A 19585-nucleotide genomic window follows, 5' to 3' on the forward strand; every position below is an offset into this window, starting at 1 on the left:
GCTGCTAAAATAAGTAAAATATAGATAGTAGAATATAGATTACAGCCTTTCCAATCAGGGAAACGAATAGGAGGATTAGATGCTTAGCAAAATACAGCACCAAATCTTGGTATGTCTCGCCGCTCTGCTGCTGACATCAGGCTTCTGGCCAGCAGCCACGTCAACAGCGGCATCAGGAGCCGCGGCAACCGCTCTCGGCCCCGCTATCGAGATGGCGGCTTACGAGCTGCCAAGCGACGTGAGCCTGAACTACACGCTTTTTGCAGGCGGTGCTTCGGACGGCCAAGCCATATGGTTGGCCCCGCAAGAAACGGATAAGGTAGTCAAGCTGGATCCTGTAACGGGAGCCATGACCAGCTATAACAATTGGCCAGCAGGCTTCACGAAGGGGTACGGGGCATTCAGCGACATCGTATTTGACGGGCAATCGCTATGGATGATCCCGGCATTAGCTGACCGGATTATTAAACTTGACCCGGCAAGCGGGGTCATGACCGGCTACAACAGCTGGCCAGCCGGCTTTAACAACACTTCTCCCCGATTCAGTGGAGGCATTTTTGACGGGCAATATATTTGGCTCGTTCCTTCCAGTGCCAATGCCCTGATTCGCCTCGATCCGGCAACTGGCAGCATGGCCAGCTATAATGATTGGCCTAGCGGCTTTACGCTGCCGAATTATGCTTTTACCGACGGTATTTTTGACGGGCAAAATTTGTGGCTCGTTCCTAATACGGCGAGCAGTGTCATCAAGGTCGATACAGCTACGGGAGATATGACCGCCTACGACAACTGGCCTAGCGGCTTCGCGAAAGGGTTTTATGCATTCAACGGAGGCATATTTGACGGACGCAGCATGTGGATGATACCCTATAACGCAAATCAGGTCGTGAAGTTGGATACGAGCACTGGCGAAATGACCGGTTATGACGATTGGCCGGCTGGCTTCAATAAATCCGGAAGCCTATTGGGCAAAAGCACCTTTGACGGGCGATATATTTGGGTAAAGGCTAGCTCCTTCAGCCCATTATTCAGAATTGACACAACGACTGGCGAAATGGAGAGCTTCTCGAATTGGCCAGCAGGCGTTAATGCCAATCCCATGTATTCCGCCATGTTTGACGGCCTCAACGTTTGGCTTATTCCTACGGCTTCCACTCAAGTCATTCGGGTGTCCAGTGTGCCTGTTATGCAGCCTGCTATAGCCGGAGATATGCAGGCTGATTTGGCCTGGGAGCCGGTAAACGGTGCAATCGGTTATAAAATTTATCAGAGCCAGACGCTGGGGAGCAGCGGAGCCGAGGTCGCTACTGTCGGCAGCTCCGTCTATTCCCGAACAGTAACCGGATTGACCAACGGCATGACCTATTATTATTCAGTTAAAGCCGCTTTTGCCGGACGGGACAGCTCCGCGTCCAATGAAGTGAGCGCTGTTCCACTGTCCACCGACGCGAACCTTAGCCATCTTGCGTTGTCAGACGGCTCTCTTAATCCATTGTTTGAAGAGAGTACGACGGTTTATACAGCAGCTGTAGGCAGCAATGTGAGCGAGATTACGGTTACGCCAGAGGTATCGACCAGCGCAGCAACGGTCACGATTAACGGTGCGGCTGCCGCCAGCGGCTCGCCTTTCGGCCCGCTGCCCTTGACTGACGGCAATAATATTATTGAAGTAAAAGTGACTGCGCAAATTGGAACAACGAAGACGTACACTGTAACTGTGACCAGAGCAGCGGCCACGCCAAGTCCAACGGCTAGCCCTACTCCAACTGCTAGTCCCACTCCAACAGTTACTCCTGCGCCCACCCCTTCACCGATAAGCGGAGGCGGCAGCAGCGGGGGCACGTCCTCACCTGCTGCCGTGGCAGGCATCAACCTGAACGGTACTCTCGTTCCAGCGAGCACCATCGACACGACGAAGCCGATTGCTGTGCTGGAGGCTTCGCCGCATACTGGCAGCAGCGCCGTCTATGCCAGCATTCCGGCAAGCGTGCTTGCAGGTTTTGCGAGCAAAAATGGAGCTATCCTTCTTGAGATTAAGGCGCCATACGGCAGCTACCGCATCCCGGTTCAGCTCGCTTCGCTAATACCGGGACTGCAGGAGTTGCTTGCTGAAAGCAAGCTTGGCGCTAATGATATTAGCTTTAAACTTACTTTGACCGATAAATCCGGCGATCCTTCGCTGCGGGATGCACTTACGAGCGGCTTGCCTGACGGCAAGGTAATCGGAGCTCCCGTCCATGCACGCGTTGACATTGTCAATGCCGGGACTGGTGCGGTGCTGCGATCAGTGGACACATATAGCTCTGAAATGACAAAGCTTATTCCGCTATCAGCCGAACCGAAGGCGATACCGAAGTATTGGGGGGCCTTCCGCTTTGACGAAGCAACTAAGCAGCTCGCATTCGTTCCTGCCCGCAAGCTTAATATCGGCGGCGTCTGGTTCGCAGCGATCCGTTCTGCGGCGGACGGCACGTATGTCATTGCGGAGAATAAAGTCGTCTTCAGTGACATGTCTAAGCATTGGGGTGAACCGCTTGCCCGGCTGGCCGCAGCGAAGGGGCTGGTAAACGGCATCGGCGGCGGCAAGTTTGCTCCGGAGCGGACTGTAACGCGAGCGGAATTCGCAGCGATGCTGACTCGGGCGCTCGGCGCAAATGCGCTGCCGGCGTCCTATGCCGTGGACAGCCAGCCGCTTACACGCGAGCAAATGGCGGGCATGGTTGCGGCAGCTATTTCGAAAACTGAGGAGCTCCCTGCCGGCCATGCAGACGGCGGCTTTATCAATGTCAACGGCTACAAAGATATTGCCAGCGTGAAGCCGGCGTATTTGGAGGCGGTACGCAGCATGGCCGAGCTTGGCATTATGACAGGCACTGGCGGCAGCCGCTACGAGCCGCAGCGAGAAACCTCGCGTGCGCAAGCGGGGGCTGTGCTCATTCGCACGCTGATCGTGCTCGGCAAAATCGACGGACTCGAAGGCTAGCCGTGAAGCGTCAATCTGCTTTCGCAGCTGCTAGAGACATGCAAACAGCCCGAACGGATGCGTCCGTTCGGGCTGTTTTTTCTAGAGAAGCTATTACCTATTAAAATGTCGGAATGGTCTATTCCTTTTGCCTATTCAAGCTATAACGACTCTTGCTTATTCCGCTTCCGCTACAACTGCGAAACGCTCATTTACATGGTTTGCCTGCTCAGCCTCATCCACAATTGCAATCGCATAATCCGCATAGCTTACATAGCTGTCGCCTTTGGCGTTAAAGAAGAAGTTGTCTTTGCCTTTTGTGTAAGAGCCTGTGCGTTTGCCATCCGGGTTGAAAAAGGCCGCCGGGCTAACGAACGTCCATTTGATGCCGGTCGAGCTTTCCAGGTCATTCAAGTTGCTGCCTTGGTTGAAGGCTGTCGCATAATATTCTTTCGGGAACTGCTCCGTTTCGAACAAACGCGTTGTCTTCGCTTCATCCACGAACAGGCTGCCCGCACCGCCGACTACGATCAAGCGGGTTTCTGTTGCGCCTTTGAGTGCTTCAATCAGCACTTTGCCGAGCTCTACATGCTTTGTTTCCTCGCCTTGCGGTGCGCCGAATGCGTTGACGACGATGTCAAAAGCTTTCAAATCTGCTGCTGTCAGCTGGAACGCATCTTTCTCCAATACGGCTGCATCGGACTGTGCAAACTTCGATGCCGTTCTGACAATTGCCGTCACCTCATGTCCTCTTGCTGCCGCCTCTTGAATAATCAAGCTTCCTGCTTTGCCTGTTGCGCCAATAACTGCTATTTTCATTGTCTATTCCTCCTGAATATAAAATAAGGTGAGAAAGGATAGCGTTAGGATATCCTTTCCTATATTTCCGAAAAAGCGATCCGCTTAATGTAACTATTATAGTTACAGGTTGCCCGTAATGTCAAATCATTATTTTGAAAGCTATATGCAGCTTGTCGAACGATATAATATAATAGAGATAGGAATTGCTCGAAGCATACCAAACACGGCAAGGAGACCATCTCTAATGAGCGACTTTATTATTTTCAACGTGGCCAACAAATCTTTTGCTGTCCATTTTTCGGAAATTGATGAAATTCAAGCAGCCGTAGAAGGAACACCACTTCCTTTCGCCGAGCCGTGGCATGGTGGCGTGGCCAACATTCGTGGCGGCCTCTACACTATTATTAACTTGCGCAAAAAATTTAATCTGTTTGGACAGGCCCCAGACAGCTATCAAAAAATCATTTTGCTCAGGCAAGCCAAAGTAGCCCTGCTCGTCGATGATATCGAAAATACCGCTTCGATTGAAGAAGCCGACATTGAACCTGTGCCGGATTCTTCCGAGAAGGACATTTTCCACCAAGCTTTCAGGCTGGATAACCGGGTTATTCCGATTCTGCATGTAAAGCTGTTCCTCGCCTCTACCAAAACCATATAGGGAAAAGGGCACAAGGCAGTTTCCGCGCAGCTTTTACGCTGACGGGAACTGCCTTGTGCTGTATATGATAGATCTAATATTTCCGAAACGGGGTTTCCTTCTTCGCCATTTGCTCGGTATAGACGCTTTCCTGGGGCACGATTCGCTTCGGCAGCGTGCGCCCGGCAACGAGCTCCTGCACCGCCTGCATCATGTTCGGGCCAAGCAGCGGATTGCATTCAACGATGCAGTTAATTTTACCCTCCCCCAGCATCATGAACGCCCGCCGCGTCCCATCCACTGAAATAATGACAATATCGACGCCTGGCCGCAGTCCATATTCCTCAATCGCTTCAATTGCGCCAAGCGCCATATCATCGTTTTGGGCGAACAGCACGTCCATTTCACCGCCATATTGTTCAAGAAGCGTGCCCATCGCTTCCTTGCCCCGTTCAAAAGTAAAATCAGCGTCGACGCTGGCCATAATTTTATAGCCCGGCTGCTTCAGCACAATATCCCGAAAGCCCTGTCCGCGCTGAATCGAGGGGGATGAGCCTTCCGTTCCCCGCAGCTCGACAATTTGAACCGTCTCGGCAGCATCCCGCATTTTATCGACCAAATATTTGCCCGCTTTGCGTCCTTCTTCATATAAATCCGCCCCAATATGCGTCACATAAAGCGAGGTATCGCCCACATCAACGGATCGGTCGGATATTATAAGCGGAATACCCGCCTGCTTCACCTCGGTTAAAATCTCATCCCAGCCCGAATGCACGACCGGAGCAATGGCAATGACATCGACCTTGCGCTTAATGAAGGAACGAATCGCTTCAAACTGCTTTTCCTGTGATTGCTCCGCATTTTCGAACAACAGCTCGATTCCGGCCTCTTTTGCCGCCTCTTTGACCGAATTGGTGTTGGCCATTCGCCATTCGCTCTCTGAACCAAGCTGGGAGAAACCCAGAACAATCGGCCTCACTGGCTGAATGAGCTCGATTCCCGTTGCTTCAGGCAGCGTGCCGCCTTCTGCTATCGCGCCCTCTCCTATACCTGTTCCAGACTGGAGCGAATGGCCTATCCCCGAGGATGAAGGAGCTGGGGCTGAAAGCTGGCAGCTGCTTAACAGCAATAAGAAAGCGATTGCATAAATCATTTTCACAAATACAGCTTGTCTTCGCATAAGGCTCCCTCCGGTTCAGCCAGTAAAAGCGTCCATGCCCTTCCAGCTTGCTGATCGTATTGTAATGGATACAGGGCGCTTTGTCATGATCGTAACGACTCAGGGGGTGCCGCGAACAACGTCGAATCGTTGTGCTGCACCCTTGAACCGCGTTCTATTACGGACTATTAAGCTTTTTGCATTTGCCGCCTTGCACTGAGCAGGCGCTGCAGGACGATGAACAGCAGCAGCAGCAGGCCGATGACGATTTTGGTCCACCACGAGCTGAGCGTGCCTTCAAAGCTGATAATCGTTTGGATAACCCCTTGAATCAATACGCCGAAAAAGGTGCCGAGGATGTAGCCGACGCCGCCAGTCAGCAGCGTGCCGCCAATGACGACCGCCGCGATGGCATCCAGCTCCAAGCCTACCGCATGCAGGCCGTAGCCCGACAGCATATAGAATGTAAAGACGACGCCCGCAAGCGCGGAGCAAAGTCCGCTAAAGGTGTACACGAGAATTTTCGTGCGGGCGACGGGCAGCCCCATTAACAGCGCGGACGATTCGCTGCCGCCAAGCGCATACGTATTGCGGCCGAAGCGGGTGTAATGCGCCAAATAAATTGCTGCGGCCACTACAACCAATGCGATAATGACGCTGATCGAGATGAAAAAGCCGCCCGGCAGCTTGATTTTCGTCTGCGCCATGCTCGTATAGAACGGGTGGTCAATCGTAATCGTATTGATGCTAATGACGTAGCATAGTCCCCGCGCCAGAAACATGCCGGCGAGCGTGACGATGAACGGCTGGATTTTAAAATAATGGATGATGGCTCCCATCAGCCAGCCAAAGGCGGCGCCAAGCACGAGCACCAGCGGAATGACGACGGCGGGCGGCCAGCCCTGCTGCTGGACAAGGCTTGCCGAAATCATCGTCGTCAGCGCAATGACCGAGCCGACCGACAGGTCAATGCCGCCGGAAACGAGGACGAAGGTCATGCCGACCGCGACGATAAGCAGAAAGGCGTTGTCAATGAGCAGATTGAGCAGCACCTGCAGCGAGAAAAAGCCGGTGTAGCGGAACGAGCCAGCCGCAAACATGAAAGCGAGCAGCGCAGCCGTTACTACGATCGGGATATACTGCCGTTTAAGCATGGCGTTTAACCTCCCTCTCTGCCGGATAGCGGCGAGTTTTAAAGCGATGTACCAGCGTCTTGCGGAACGTCTCCGATTGAATAAGGCAGACGAGCAGCACGACAAACGCTTTGACCACAAGCGTAATTTCCGGCGGAACGCCGATCATGTAGATCGTCGTCGTCAGCGTCTGAATAATGAGTGCGCCGACGACCGTACCGAGCAAATAAAAGCGTCCGCCGCTGAGCGAGGTGCCCCCAATGACGACGGCAAGAATCGCGTCAAGCTCATACCATAGCCCGGCGTTGTTGCCGTCGGCGCTGGATACATTTGCGCTGAGCAGCAAACCGGCGATGCCGGCACATAAGCCGCAAAACATATAAACGGCGATCATGACAACTCGCGAGCGAATGCCGGCCAGGCGGCTCGCTTCGGGGTTGCAGCCGACGGACTCAATGAACAGGCCGAGGGCGGTTTTGCGCGTCAGCAGCGCTGCGATCAGCAGCACGGCGCCAGCGATAAAGATGGAGAAGGGCAGCGTGAGCAGCGAGCCTGCGCCGATGAATTTATAGGCGCTGCTCGATACGGTAATAATCTGCCCGCCCGTAATGAGCTGGGCGACGCCGCGCCCGGCGACCATTAGAATAAGCGTGGCAATAATCGGCTGAATGCCGAAGGCCGCCACAAGCATCCCGTTCCATAGGCCCAGCACAAGCGCCAGCACAAGAGCAATGCCGACTGCGCTGAGCACAAGGCCCAGCATGTTCTGATCCGTGCCCTTGCTGAGCGTCATGCACGCCATGGCGCCTGCAATGGCCACGATCGAGCCGACCGACAGGTCGATGCCCTTCGTGGCAATGACGAGCGTCATGCCGATAGCAACGAGAATAAGCGGCGCGCCAAAATTCAAAATATCAATCAAGCTGCCGTACAGCTTGCCAGCCCGCATCTGCACGGAGAAAAAATCCGGCTCATACAGCAAATTAAATAATAACAGCGCCCCCAGCATCACCAGCGGCCAAAATAAATGGTGCTTCACCATGCTTGCTCACTCCCCTGCCATCGCCTGCATAAGCTGCTGCTGGCTCATTTCATCTTCTTCTATTTCCTTGACTACGACATGGTCCCGCAGCACGGCGATCCGGTCGCTGACCCGCAGCACCTCCTCCAGCTCCGAGGAGACGAACAGCACCGACATGCCTTGGCCCGACAGCTTCAGCACAAGCTTCTGAATTTCCGCCTTTGCGCCGACATCAATGCCGCGCGTCGGCTCATCAAGAATGAGCAGCTTCGGCTGCGTCAGCAGCCAGCGGCCAAGAATGACCTTCTGCTGGTTGCCGCCGCTAAGGTTTTTAATCAACTGCTCCGGGTTCGGCGGATTAATGTTGAGCGCCTTGATATATTCATCAGCCAGCTCATCCTGCCGCTTGCGGGGAATGGCGCGGAACCAGCCGCGCGTCGCCTGCAGGGCGAGAATCATATTTTCACGCACCGTCAACTCGTCGATTATGCCCTCTGTTTTGCGGTTTTCCGGGCAAAAGGCAATTCCCTGGTCGATCGCCTCGCGCGGCGAAGCGATGCCCTCCTTCACTCCGTTCACCCGCAGCGCGCCCTCATCAGGCTTATCTGCGCCGAAGAACAGCCGTGCCAGCTCCGTCCTTCCTGAGCCGAGCAAGCCTGCTAGGCCAACGACCTCTCCCTTGCGAATATGGAGGTCGAACGGCTCAATTGCCCCTTTGCGGCCAAGCGCCTTCGCTTCAATAACCAATTGCTGCGAAGACTCGGCTGCCGCAGCCGCCTCTTTCTCACGCGGCAGCGCATCAAGCTGCTGCAGCTCCTTGCCGATCATTTTCGATACGAGCTCTATCCGGGGAAGCTCCTTCGCCAAATACTCCCCTACAAATTCTCCGCCCCGGAGAATGGTTATTCGATCGGACACCTCATATACCTGATCCAGAAAATGCGTGACGAACAAAATGGCCAGCCCTTCCACCTTCAGCTTGTTCATGACCTCAAACAGCTGCTTCACCTCATTGCGGTCCAAACTCGACGTCGGCTCATCCAAGATGAGCACCTTCGCCGAAATATTCAGCGCCCGAGCAATCGCAACAAGCTGCTGAATGGCGACGGAATAAGCCGATAACGGCAGCTTTACATCCAAACGAATTTGCAAGCGTTCGAGCAGCAGCTTCTCGGCTGCCGCATTCATTTCTTTCCATAAAATACGGCCAAAACGGCGCGGCTCGCGGCCGATAAAAATATTTTCAGCAACCGTCAAATTCGGACATAAATTTACTTCCTGATAAACCGTACTAATACCGGCCGTTTGCGCCGCTTGAGGACTATCAATAGCCATACGCTGATGCGCAAGCTCCACCGTGCCGTGATCAATGGAATACACGCCAGTCAGCACCTTAATCAAGGTTGACTTGCCCGCCCCATTTTCGCCCATCAGCGCATGGATCTCGCCGGGAAAGAGGCGAAAGCTCACGCCGGATAAAGCCTTTACGCCTGGAAAGCCTTTATGGATATTGCTCATTTGCAGGATAGGTTCGCGTTCCCGCTCCATCTTCTTCTCCCCTTTGGTTTGGAATTTCGCCTGTGCGATGAACGATAAAAGATGAAAAAGGAAGCCGTCCGCCTGGTACGTGGACCAGCCTTGTTCGGCTTCCTTCGCTGGCTTTAAGCTCTGCTTCTAGTATTTCCGGTCAGGCAGCGCGGCCTTCGCCTGCTCCGAAGTAAAGACGCCTTCCTCCGTCACGATACGCTTCTCAATCGTTTTGCCATCCAGTACATCCTGTACCGCCTGCATCAATTGCGGCCCGAGCAGCGGATTGCATTCGACGATAAAGTTGATTTTGCCTTCGCTTGCCGCAACAAAGCCGTCTTTAACGCCATCGACTGAAATGATGACAATGTCCTCGCCCGGCTTGAGGCCTGCTGCTTCAATCGCTTGAATCGCGCCTAGCGCCATGTCGTCATTATGAGCATACAGAACGTCGATTTTCTTATTCGCTTTTAAGAAGGATTGCATAACCTCATTGCCTTTCGCACGGGTGAAATCGCCCGTTTGGGAAGCGATAACCTTCAGGTTGGCATGGTCTTTAATGATTTCCTCAAAGCCTGTTTTGCGATCAATCGCTGGCGCCGAGCCGGTTGTGCCCTGAAGCTCGACAATGTTAATTTCGTCAGTCGAATCCTTATATTTATCTACTAGCCATTGTCCAGCGCGGCGGCCCTCTTCTACGAAGTCGGAGCCAATAAACGTCTCGTACAGCGACGTATCCGACGAATCAACGGCGCGGTCTGTCAATATAACCGGAATGCCCGCATCCTTCGCTTCCTTCAATACCGTATCCCAGCCGGATTCCACAACCGGGGAAAACGCGATCACGTCCACCTTTTGCTGAATGTAGGAGCGGATCGCTTTAATTTGATTTTCTTGTTTTTGCTGGGCATCGGAAAACTTCAAGTCATAGCCGACCGCTGCCGCCGATTCCTTAATCGAATTCGTATTCGCTGTACGCCAGCCGCTTTCTGCACCAACCTGTGCGAAGCCGAGCGTCACTTTTTTATCCGCCGGCGCTGCCGCTGGCTCACTGCTCGCCGCTGCCGGAGCACTCGTCCCACCGGTATTGCCAGCTCCTGCCGTATTCGTTCCTCCATTGCCGCTTCCACAAGCGGATGTGACGAGCAGCATCGTCGCCATCAACAGCGACATGCCTAGTTTTCCTGCTTTTTTCATCTTTGTATTACCTCCCCTGTCATTCACCAACTTTGGCGTGCCCTCATTATAGAACGCTTTCAAAAGACCGGGATACGGAGTCCGATAGCCGTTCGATTTGATTTTTTGGGTAATTTTCCAGCAACGGCGGCAAATGGTTTGATTTTTTGTGCGAAAGGTGGAAATTTCGTCGATCCTTCATCTGTGCGTAGCGAGGTTTGGGGCAATTTGGTATAGTGAAGGTTGGATAGATTTGAAATCGCATACATTTCCAATTTGAAAGGTTCCTATAAACCTATGAAGCTGATGCGCTGGATTTTCTCAAGCCTTCGGGCTAAGCTGCTGCTGATGTTCATTATTTTGACCTCCGTCCCGCTGATTGCCGTTGGCCTCATTTCCTATCAAAAATCGTACAATGCGGTATCCGATCACAGCAAAGCAGCGACCATGCTCGTCGTGGGCCAGCTTGGCAATGACATTGATGCGCTGCTTGAGGATACGGGAAGGCTGCTGGAGCTGGAAAACAACCCGCAGGTGCTGCATTATTTATTTTCGCAAACGGATACGTATGAGGATGCCAAAGCCATTATTCAAACGATGAATTTGTACCGGGAAACGTATAAATACGAAAGCGTGCTCAACATTACGGTCGTCAACCTGTATGGACGGGGCTTAAGCGAGCGTAAAGGCGTGTTCCAACTAGATAGGAATCCGCTGCGCAATCCGCATTTTCAATATTTGCTGAACCATCCGGATGAGGTATTGAACATTCCCCCGCCGGACGCCTCACCGCTGGACCGTCTCGATGGCTTTCATTATTCGCAGCATAACGTCATCTCCATCATGGCAACGGTCAAGCAGCAAATTACCCATGAGGTGATCGGTTTTATCGTCATAGATTTGGATGATTCCATCATCGAGCGTTACTGTGAAAATATTACGCTTGGCGAAAGCGGCTACGTCTATGTCCTTGATCAGGCGGGAAATCCCATCTTCCTCCCCTCGGCCATGACGAGCTTGGCGAAGGTACAGCCGCCAGCCGACCTAAGCGCGCAGCTCGCTCTGCAGCAAAACAGCTTTGTGGATTATAGCATCGGCAGGCCGAAGTTCGTCGCCTTCACAACCTCGTCTACAACGGGCTGGAAAATCGTCGGCTCCGTGCCGCTGCAGGAAATTGTTGCCGAGGCGAATGAAATTCGCCAGCTAATCATTATCAGCGTGCTGCTCAGCATCGTGTTTGCGATTACGCTGCATTATTTCATTACAGCCCGCCTGACGCGGCCGATTCAGCTGCTGAAGAGCAAGATGCGGCTGGCAGCAGGCGGCTTTCTTGAGGTCAAGGTACAGCCGAGCGGCCATGACGAAATTGCCGATTTGGGCAACAGCTTCAACATAATGCTGGAGAAAATCAAGCAGCTGCTCAAGCAAAGCATTGAGGAGCAGGAGCATTTGCAGAAGGCAGAGCTGCGGACGCTGCAAGCGCAAATTAATCCGCATTTTCTCTATAATACGCTCGATTCCATCGTCTGGATGGCGGAAGCCGGGCGCAGCGCGCAGGTTATCCAGCTCGTACAGGCGCTGTCGCGCTTTTTCCGCATTAGCCTCAATCGGGGGCGGGACTGGATTGCCCTGAGGGATGAGCTGGAGCATGTGCAAAGCTATTTGATCATCCAGCAGATGCGCTATCGCGACATTTTGGAATATGAGCTGGATGTGCCGGAGGAGCTGAAGGACTTGCCGATTTTGAAAATGACGCTCCAGCCCATCGTTGAAAATGCCTTATATCACGGCATTAAAAATAAACGCGGTAAAGGTTTAATCCGCATACATGCTTATGCCAGCCAAGATTCGGACTTGTATTTGATGATTGAGGACAATGGCATCGGCATGAAGCCGGAGCGCCTTGCCGAGCTGCGCGAGGCGCTGCGCATGCAGCATATTCCCGAGGAGACAGGCTCGGAGGTATCCGGCGGCTTCGGCCTGCATAACGTCCAGCAGCGGCTGCGCCTCTATTACGGGGAAGCCTATACCGTTATCGTAGAAAGCGAAGACCAGCTCGGAACCAAGGTTACGATCCGCATTCCAATGGAGAGGATGAAGCCGAATGAAAAAGGTTATGCTCGTTGACGACGAAATTCTTGTCAGGGAAAGCATTCGGGACTGTATCAATTGGGAGCAAGAAGGCTTTATGTTTTGCGGGGACGCCTCTGATGGCGAGCTGGCGCTGCCGCTCATTGAGCAGCGCCAGCCGGATATCCTCATTACCGATATCAAGATGCCGTTTATGGATGGCTTGGAGCTGAGCGCCATCGTCCGCGAGCGGATGCCGGACATCAAAATCATTATTCTCAGCGGGCATGACGAATTTGAATATGCAAGAGCCGCTCTCCGCGTCGGCGTAGAGGAATATTGCCTCAAGCCGGTCAGCGCTGCCGATATCGTGCGGACGCTCCATGACGTCAGCCGCAGCATTGACCGCGAGCGCTATGAGCGCGAGCTGCTGGAGAAGAAGCAGCTCGCCCAAGGCGGTAGCGCAGAACAGATGCGGCATAAGCTGCTCAGCGATTTATGCAGCGGCTTTATTACAACGGCCGAAGCGATCCATCAGGCCGGCTCGCTTTCGATTGGACTGACGGCCAGCTATTACGCAGCCGCCATCTCGGACATTCGCTGCCCGGAAGGCTCCGTCAGCGTTCATATGGCGACCCAGCAGCAGACGGAGCTGCTGCTGCACGAAGCGGTCAGCTCCCTTCTGCCGGGCACGCTGTCCTATAAGCGCAGCCAGACGGAGACGATCTGGCTGCTCAAGAGCGATTCGCTGCCGCAGCTGCAAGAGGTGCTGGCGCGGTTCGCCTCCAGCTGGAAGGAGCAGGCGGAGCGCAGTGCCAGCTGCACGATAGCCGTCGGCATCGGCAGCATTCAGGATCGCCTGCAAGGTATCCATTCCTCCTATCTGGAGGCGGAGGATGACAAGCATTGGCGCAGGCTCTCCGGGCAAAACCGCAAAGCGCTGCGCGATGCTGCCTCCGGCTTATCCGAGCAATCGGTGGTCGCCCAGCGCCAGCGCTTCATCGACTTCCTCAAGCTTGGCACGCCCGCCAAGACGGAGTCTTTCATTGCCAGCTTTGCAGCTGGGCTTCAGCAGCTTGACTGGCGCGGCGCTTTTTACGGCTATTATTTACTCAATGACTTGACGATTGAAGCAGTTCATATCGCCAAATCCATTCAGCGGAATCCGGATATGCCGAAGGAGCAGCTGGATAAGCTGCAGCGGGCCATGAGCGAGGTACGCAGCCAAGAGGATGCCTGCTGTTATCTCCAAACGCTGCTGGCACAGTTCTGGCAATGGCGTGCTGGAGCCGCGGATAAATACGCCGAAATGCTAAGCCAGGTGAAAGACTACATTTTGAAGTATTATGGCGATGATCATTTGTCGCTGAATGATGCGGCGGAGCATGTGCGCGTCAGCCCCAGCCATCTTAGCAAAGTGTTCAGCCAAGAGACGGGGCAAACCTTTATTGAATTTCTAACCCACACGCGCATCCGCAAAGCGATGGAGCTGCTGCAGGCGTCGAATGCAAAGTCGTATGAAATCGCCCATCAGGTCGGCTATAATGATGCCCATTATTTTTCCAATTTGTTCAAGCGGGTAACCGGCATGACGACAACGCAGTTTCGCAAGCAGCAAGAACAGGATGGCAGCGCGCAAGCGGCAGGAGGGGTGCATCACCATGCGAGCTCAGGCAGCATTGTTTTTCCATAAGCTGGCCCATGGGCTATCGGTTTTGTGGCAAAGGCCCCTGCTCGCTACTTTGCTTATAGCTTTGCTCATGCTCAATCTGCTAATGACAGGCTGTACAAATGATGAAGCAGCAGGCACTGCCGCTGGAAGCTCTAGCAGCGGCGATAGTCGTAAAGAGACCGCAGGCGATACCCGCATCGTCTCATCCAGCAGCCAGGATGGCGGCTCTCCCTCACCCTCCCCTTTTGCTTCAAGTGCTTCAACAGCAGCACCCGACATCGCTACCTTTGGCATTATATATCCGATGGCGCATCCGTATTATGAGACGGTGACGGAATCCGCCAAAGCAGCAGCAGCTCTGCACGGCGTCAAGCTCATAGTGAAGGCGCCGGATGAAGCGAATCTGGAGCAGCAAATCCGAATGATGGAGACGATGATCGCGTCGCAGGTTGACGGCATAGCGCTTGATCCAATTGATGAGGAAGCGCTCGTTCCCGTCATTAACAAAGCCGTACAGGCGGGCATTACGGTCATTTGCTTTGAATCCGATTCACCCAGCAGCAAGCGCGCTGCCTTCATTGGAACGGATCATGCTGCTGCGGGTGCCCAAATGGGGCATATGCTGTCCGAGCTGCTGGGCGGGCGGGGAATGGTTATTGTCGAGAACGGAATGGCGCGGATGAAAAGCTTAAGCGAGCGCCTCGAAGGCATGCTGACCTATATTAATGAGCAGACCGACATTCAAGTGCTCGATGTGTTGTATAACGAAGGCAACGAAACCCGCGCGCTGGCGCAGCTGGAAAAAATGATCGATGACCATCCGCATTTTGACGCGCTCGTATCGATGGATGCCCTCTCCGGCTCCGCCTCGGTGCTCGTCTGGAAAGCGCAAGGTCTAAACCGCTATTCCCTAACGTTCGGCATGATGCCGGAAATTCAGGAAGCGATTCAGAATGGACAAATTACAGCGTCACTGTCGCAAAATGAGCAATTATGGGGTACACGCATTATCGAGCGGCTGCTGCAAGCATTCGCTGGCGAGACGCTACCTCTGTTCGATGACACAGGCACGCTGGAAATTACGCAGGAGGACATCTCCCTTTTAAACGCCCCTTAGCATAGCACTGGCAAACCTTCACAGGTCCCCAATGTTTATTCTAAGGGCTTTTTGCTAATCGTTACCTGCTCTCTTTAGCAGCCAAGCAAGAGAATGGCTAAATCCTATGCTATAATGTAAAGGATTAACAATAAAGAGCGGTCAAAAGAGGTTTTATTCATTTATGACAAAATTGATGAACGTCCTGCAGGCAAAACATATTACACGTTTTAAATATATAACGATCATGCTTTTAATTTTTGCTGCATTAGTCAGCATGAGATGGGCATGGTCTGTCCTCTTTCCCATGTCAGACCAGCAACCGCATGCCGTTGGCGGTGTACTTGACCTTCGCGGTATCGATTTAGAAAATTCCCCCGTGCTTAATTTGAATGGAGAATGGCAGTTTTATCCTGAAAAATTTCTAACGGGCAGCGAGCTTTTGGAGACGGAATCCGATGCAAGCTACGTTGTCGTTCCAGGCGATTGGAGCAGCGCGTTGCCGCACCAATCTAGCAACTCGTACGGATATGGAACGTATCGTCTTCGCATTTTGATCGATCCGCTTCAGACTCCTGTTTCATTTTGGTTTAGAACCATTCAGGCGGCATCAGAAATTGAACTTAACGGAAAAGATAATGGGGGCATGGGCAAGCTTGCCGACTCTGCCTATGAATATACGCCGAAAAGCGCCTCTTTCACCTCTACTTATGGCATTGAAGGAGCGACAGAGATCGAATTGGTCATTCATGCGGCCAATTTCGACAGCCCTTATAAGGGCGGTATTGTAACGCCGATTCGCTTTGGCACTGCGGCCACTATTGATTTTGTACGCTGGTACTCGATTGGGTTTCAGATGCTCATTTTTCTTATTCTGCTGCTTCATTGCGTATATGCTTGCATTCTCTACCTATTCAGTCCGCAAGAGAAGAGATTGTTGATCGCAGCGCTGTTAACGTTATCCGTGGGCATTACAATTCTAATAGGCCACGACAATGTACTCTTATTGTGGCTGCCGATCAACTATACTTGGAGTTTCAAGATTAGAATGATTTCTCTGCTGTGGCAAAATGTGCTCCTGCTTCTGCTATTCAAAAGCTTCAACGCGACTCCTCTGCGGGAAAACTGGTTCCGAACGCACAATGCGGCCATTGTAGTTTTTACCGTCATTTTTCTGATTTCGCCAGTCTATATGGCTTATGGGCTTATTCATTACAATATATTGAATACGATAAATTTCATCTCATTCGCCTGGTTTATATACATAGTCGGAACGATGATTTTGCAAAAAAATAAAGATAATGACATCATTTTCTTGCTGTTGTCCGCAGCAGGCATCCTTTCCAACTTATTATGGAGTATTGCTGAGAATGCAAGAGATGTTACCACCGTCTACTATCCTATTGACATTATTTTTGCCATTATTGGTTTTTCGGCCTATTGGTTTAAAAAGTATTTTCGAAATGCGAGGGAAAACAGAGATTTGAACAAGCAGTTACAAAAAGCCGATAAAATTAAAGACCAGTTTTTAGCAAATACGTCTCATGAGCTCCGTACGCCGCTGCACGGTATTATGAATATCGCTTATAACGTTGTCACCAAAGAGAAGACCAGGCTTGCGAAAAGCAGTCTTGAGGATATGCAGCTCCTCATTACGATCAGCAGGCGAATGTCACAGCTGCTTGGCGATCTTCTCGATGTTGCCCGGCTTCAGGAACAACGCATCGTTTTGCAGCGGGAGCCCCTGAGCATTCAGGCTATTGCACCCGGTGTTATCGCGATGCTGCAATTCATGAAGGAGCACAAGCCAATCAACCTGCATATGGATATATCCGAATCGCTGCCCTTGGTTTTGGCCGATGAGAAAAGGCTCGTTCAAATTTTATATAACCTGCTGCATAATGCCCTCAAGTATACGGAGGAAGGAAGCATTACCGTCTCGGCCGAAATGAGAGACAAGCAAGCGATTATTCATATTTCCGATACGGGACTCGGTATAGATAAAGAAACGCAGGAGAAAATTTTTCTCCCTTATGAGCAAGGTTCTTTTGGAATAAGCGATGGGCAAGGCATTGGACTGGGCTTAAGCATTTGCAAGCAGCTTGTCGAGCTGCACGGCGGAGCATTGACGGTTCGCTCTGAATTGGGCAAAGGCTCTGTATTCAGCTTTAATCTGCCTTTGGCAGATGAGGCCAAGCTTCCGCTAGCAAAGTTCCCGAAAACTTCTGGACAAGTGCCAGAAATCATCGAGGAGACGCCCGCTGGCTTCCTACTCCCGCATCATTTCTCAGGGGAAATGGAGGCTGCCGCCACCCTTGCGCCGCTGCTTAAGGAAGAGTTCGCCCATATTCTTGCCGTTGATGACGATCCGATCAATCTGAATGTCCTCGCGAGCATTCTTTCGACCGAGCCGTACACCCTTACAACCGCCCGTTCCGGCCGGGAAGCGCTGCAATTGCTTGGGACACGGCAGTGGGATTTGCTTATCGCTGACGTCATGATGCCACAAATGTCCGGCTATGAATTAACGCAGAAAGTAAGAGAGCAGTTTTCCATGTCGGAGCTGCCCGTATTGCTTCTAACCGCACGCAGCCAGCAAGCCGACATTTACACCGGATTTTCAGCGGGAGCAAGCGACTACGTGACGAAGCCCGTAGATGCTCTGGAGTTAAAATATCGGATCAGAGCATTGATAGCGCTAAAGCTATCCATTAATGAGCGTCTGCGTATGGAGGCCGCCTATTTGCAAGCGCAAATCCAGCCCCACTTCCTATTCAACACCCTTAATTCGTTAATGGCGTTAAGTGATATTGATACGGAAAGCATGCGCAAGCTGGGTCAGGCCTTCTCGTCCTTTTTACGAATTAGCTTTGATTATCTGAATACAGGAGAGTTGGTAGAGCTGTCTCATGAGCTCGCGCTCGTTGAAGCCTATCTCTATATTGAAAAAACGCGGTTCGGGAATCGGTTGTCGATTGAATGGGAGGTGGAGCCGGGCATTAGCCTGCTGCTGCCCCCGCTCTCTATTCAGCCGCTGATCGAAAATGCCGTCAAGCACGGTCTCCTCAGCCGAAACGCAGGCGGTACGATTCAGCTTTCCATCACTCGCCGGGAGGGCTTCACCCTGATTGAAGTAAAAGATAATGGCAAGGGAATGGATCAGGAGAAGGTCGCTCAATTGCAAAATGCTGCTTTGAGTGAAAAAGCTGGAATTGGCATCCCTAATACGAATCGACGATTACAGCAGCTGTACGGCCAGGGCTTGTCGATTGTGAGCAGCGTTAATGAAGGAACAACCGTGTCGTTTGTTATTCCAGATCGGTAGATAGATCATTTACAAATGCTCCATCAACCAGGGTTTAATCAAGGGCAGAACAGCATTAGGCTGCATCGCTTGGGTATGGTCCATTCCTCCTCCTTCGAGGATAGCCACATCCCAGCCCCATTGTTCTAGCTGCTGTTTATTCTTTTGCAATATACCAATCATATCAACCGTTACACTGCCGAAGCTTTCGCCGTAAACAATCGTATCCTGTTCTCCAGCGAAGGCTAGTTTAGGAAAGTCCAAAGCTTTATGAATGGACGTATCATCAAAATCCATTAAATTTTGATACAAGGTGAAAAATTGTTGGGTTTGCTTTGGATCGAGAGTGATTTGGACATGATCCCAATCGATTTCATCCGGATTCGTATTTTCTTCATATTTAGCAGCCTTAGAGCTGCTTGGATCTTTTAAAGCTTGCCCATGAGTCTTTTCCGTTACGATCATCATTTCTTTATAAGGCCCTTCGTATGGCGGGAATCCACCCATCATCAAGCTTTCCAATCTGGGAGTTCGAATTGCCAGTTGCAAGCCAGCTAATGCAAGCCATGAGTAGCCATAATAACTAAAGGTATCCACCTTCATTTCATCAGCTATGAGCAGAAAATCCTTTGTCATATGGTCAGGCGTGAGCTGATCCGGCTGAGGATTTTCAAAAAGATGGCCTTCATAATCAAAATACAAAACCTGAAACTGATCGGATAGTCCATCGATAAAATGCTCCCCCAGCTCGGGGTCTACCCCCCACCTTTTCAAGCTTTCAGCCTGCTGGCCATAAACCGATTTTTTGGCTATTGGCAGCATGATGACTTTACCGGTAGGGTTCCCGGTTAGACCCGCCTCCATTTTTGAACCGTCATTTAAAGTTACGATTTTTTTCATGATTACCACTCCTAATCCGCTTATATGAATACCATACAACATTCATGCAATATTCCAGTTTTTCATCATGAGACAGCGGCAGGATTTCGATGCAGGCATTTTTATGTTATCGTAGCACTTGAAGGTT

13 protein-coding genes are annotated in these 19585 nt (G+C 51.9%); 6 read left to right on the plus strand and 7 right to left on the minus strand.

The window, feature by feature from the left end; genetic code table 11:
* The first annotated feature begins 79 nt into the window (after nt 1-79).
* On the plus strand, nt 80-2983 hold the full coding sequence (locus AC50Y5_RS17865; protein ID WP_494862548.1) for an S-layer homology domain-containing protein: 2904 nt from the start codon (nt 80-82) through the stop codon (nt 2981-2983).
* Nucleotides 2984-3139: 156 nt separating this feature from the next.
* Here AC50Y5_RS17865 and AC50Y5_RS17870 read toward each other — a convergent pair whose 3' ends face one another.
* A complete protein-coding gene (locus AC50Y5_RS17870) occupies nt 3140-3781 on the minus strand; it encodes an NAD(P)-dependent oxidoreductase (protein WP_056033642.1) in 642 nt (213 codons plus the stop codon).
* A gap of 226 nt (nt 3782-4007) precedes the next feature.
* On the opposite strand from AC50Y5_RS17870, the gene AC50Y5_RS17875 reads away from it, so the two are divergent.
* Entirely contained in the window at nt 4008-4421 is a 414-nt protein-coding gene (locus tag AC50Y5_RS17875) for a chemotaxis protein CheW (protein WP_056033639.1), read from the plus strand.
* A gap of 73 nt (nt 4422-4494) precedes the next feature.
* Here the strand turns inward: AC50Y5_RS17875 and AC50Y5_RS17880 are convergent, their stop codons facing one another.
* The 5 genes from AC50Y5_RS17880 to AC50Y5_RS17900 form a co-directional block, all read right to left on the minus strand.
* Entirely contained in the window at nt 4495-5580 is a 1086-nt protein-coding gene (locus AC50Y5_RS17880; protein WP_494862551.1) for an ABC transporter substrate-binding protein, read from the minus strand.
* Between the two features lie 167 nt (nt 5581-5747).
* Complete coding sequence (gene yjfF, locus AC50Y5_RS17885; protein ID WP_056033636.1) at nt 5748-6713, minus strand: galactofuranose ABC transporter, permease protein YjfF; 966 nt, start codon at nt 6711-6713, stop codon at nt 5748-5750.
* Nucleotides 6706-7734 (minus strand): ABC transporter permease, encoded by a 1029-nt coding sequence (locus tag AC50Y5_RS17890; RefSeq protein WP_056033633.1) that lies wholly within the window; start codon nt 7732-7734, stop codon nt 6706-6708. The genes yjfF and AC50Y5_RS17890 overlap by 8 nt, the downstream gene beginning before the upstream one ends.
* Nucleotides 7735-7740: 6 nt before the next feature.
* Nucleotides 7741-9261: a sugar ABC transporter ATP-binding protein gene (locus AC50Y5_RS17895; protein ID WP_494862560.1), complete on the minus strand. Its 1521-nt coding sequence runs from the start codon at nt 9259-9261 to the stop codon at nt 7741-7743.
* Between the two features lie 126 nt (nt 9262-9387).
* Entirely contained in the window at nt 9388-10437 is a 1050-nt protein-coding gene (locus AC50Y5_RS17900) for an ABC transporter substrate-binding protein (protein WP_056033628.1), read from the minus strand.
* A gap of 276 nt (nt 10438-10713) precedes the next feature.
* Here AC50Y5_RS17900 and AC50Y5_RS17905 point away from each other — a divergent pair, with 276 nt between their 5' ends.
* From AC50Y5_RS17905 to AC50Y5_RS17920, 4 genes are all read left to right on the plus strand, one after another.
* The gene (locus AC50Y5_RS17905) at nt 10714-12543 is read left to right on the plus strand and encodes a sensor histidine kinase (RefSeq protein ID WP_494862562.1); all 1830 of its coding nucleotides are present in this window, start codon (nt 10714-10716) and stop codon (nt 12541-12543) included.
* A complete protein-coding gene (locus AC50Y5_RS17910) occupies nt 12521-14179 on the plus strand; it encodes a response regulator transcription factor (RefSeq protein WP_494862564.1) in 1659 nt (552 codons plus the stop codon). Before AC50Y5_RS17905 ends, AC50Y5_RS17910 begins: the two co-directional genes overlap by 23 nt.
* Nucleotides 14148-15275 (plus strand): sugar ABC transporter substrate-binding protein, encoded by a 1128-nt coding sequence (locus AC50Y5_RS17915; RefSeq protein WP_056033623.1) that lies wholly within the window; start codon nt 14148-14150, stop codon nt 15273-15275. Before AC50Y5_RS17910 ends, AC50Y5_RS17915 begins: the two co-directional genes overlap by 32 nt.
* Before the next feature lie 163 nt (nt 15276-15438).
* Nucleotides 15439-18579, plus strand: a complete 3141-nt coding sequence (locus AC50Y5_RS17920) for a hybrid sensor histidine kinase/response regulator (protein ID WP_494862567.1) — start codon at nt 15439-15441, stop codon at nt 18577-18579.
* Nucleotides 18580-18588: 9 nt separating this feature from the next.
* Here AC50Y5_RS17920 and AC50Y5_RS17925 read toward each other — a convergent pair whose 3' ends face one another.
* Nucleotides 18589-19458 (minus strand): alpha/beta fold hydrolase, encoded by an 870-nt coding sequence (locus AC50Y5_RS17925; RefSeq protein WP_494862569.1) that lies wholly within the window; start codon nt 19456-19458, stop codon nt 18589-18591.
* Between the last annotated feature and the right edge of the window lie 127 nt (nt 19459-19585).

Source organism: Paenibacillus sp. JT22N7, from assembly GCF_059383875.1.

Coding starts and splice junctions, on each gene's coding strand:
- AC50Y5_RS17915 (WP_056033623.1), top strand. CDS start 14,148: ATGCGAGCTCAGGCAGCATTGTTTTTCCATAAGCTGGCCCATGGGCTA.
- AC50Y5_RS17865 (WP_494862548.1), top strand. CDS start 80: ATGCTTAGCAAAATACAGCACCAAATCTTGGTATGTCTCGCCGCTCTG.
- AC50Y5_RS17910 (WP_494862564.1), top strand. CDS start 12,521: ATGAAAAAGGTTATGCTCGTTGACGACGAAATTCTTGTCAGGGAAAGC.
- AC50Y5_RS17880 (WP_494862551.1), bottom strand. CDS start 5,580: ATGCGAAGACAAGCTGTATTTGTGAAAATGATTTATGCAATCGCTTTC.
- AC50Y5_RS17890 (WP_056033633.1), bottom strand. CDS start 7,734: ATGGTGAAGCACCATTTATTTTGGCCGCTGGTGATGCTGGGGGCGCTG.
- AC50Y5_RS17900 (WP_056033628.1), bottom strand. CDS start 10,437: ATGAAAAAAGCAGGAAAACTAGGCATGTCGCTGTTGATGGCGACGATG.
- AC50Y5_RS17875 (WP_056033639.1), top strand. CDS start 4,008: ATGAGCGACTTTATTATTTTCAACGTGGCCAACAAATCTTTTGCTGTC.
- yjfF (WP_056033636.1), bottom strand. CDS start 6,713: ATGCTTAAACGGCAGTATATCCCGATCGTAGTAACGGCTGCGCTGCTC.
- AC50Y5_RS17920 (WP_494862567.1), top strand. CDS start 15,439: ATGACAAAATTGATGAACGTCCTGCAGGCAAAACATATTACACGTTTT.
- AC50Y5_RS17925 (WP_494862569.1), bottom strand. CDS start 19,458: ATGAAAAAAATCGTAACTTTAAATGACGGTTCAAAAATGGAGGCGGGT.
- AC50Y5_RS17905 (WP_494862562.1), top strand. CDS start 10,714: ATGAAGCTGATGCGCTGGATTTTCTCAAGCCTTCGGGCTAAGCTGCTG.
- AC50Y5_RS17870 (WP_056033642.1), bottom strand. CDS start 3,781: ATGAAAATAGCAGTTATTGGCGCAACAGGCAAAGCAGGAAGCTTGATT.
- AC50Y5_RS17895 (WP_494862560.1), bottom strand. CDS start 9,261: ATGGAGCGGGAACGCGAACCTATCCTGCAAATGAGCAATATCCATAAA.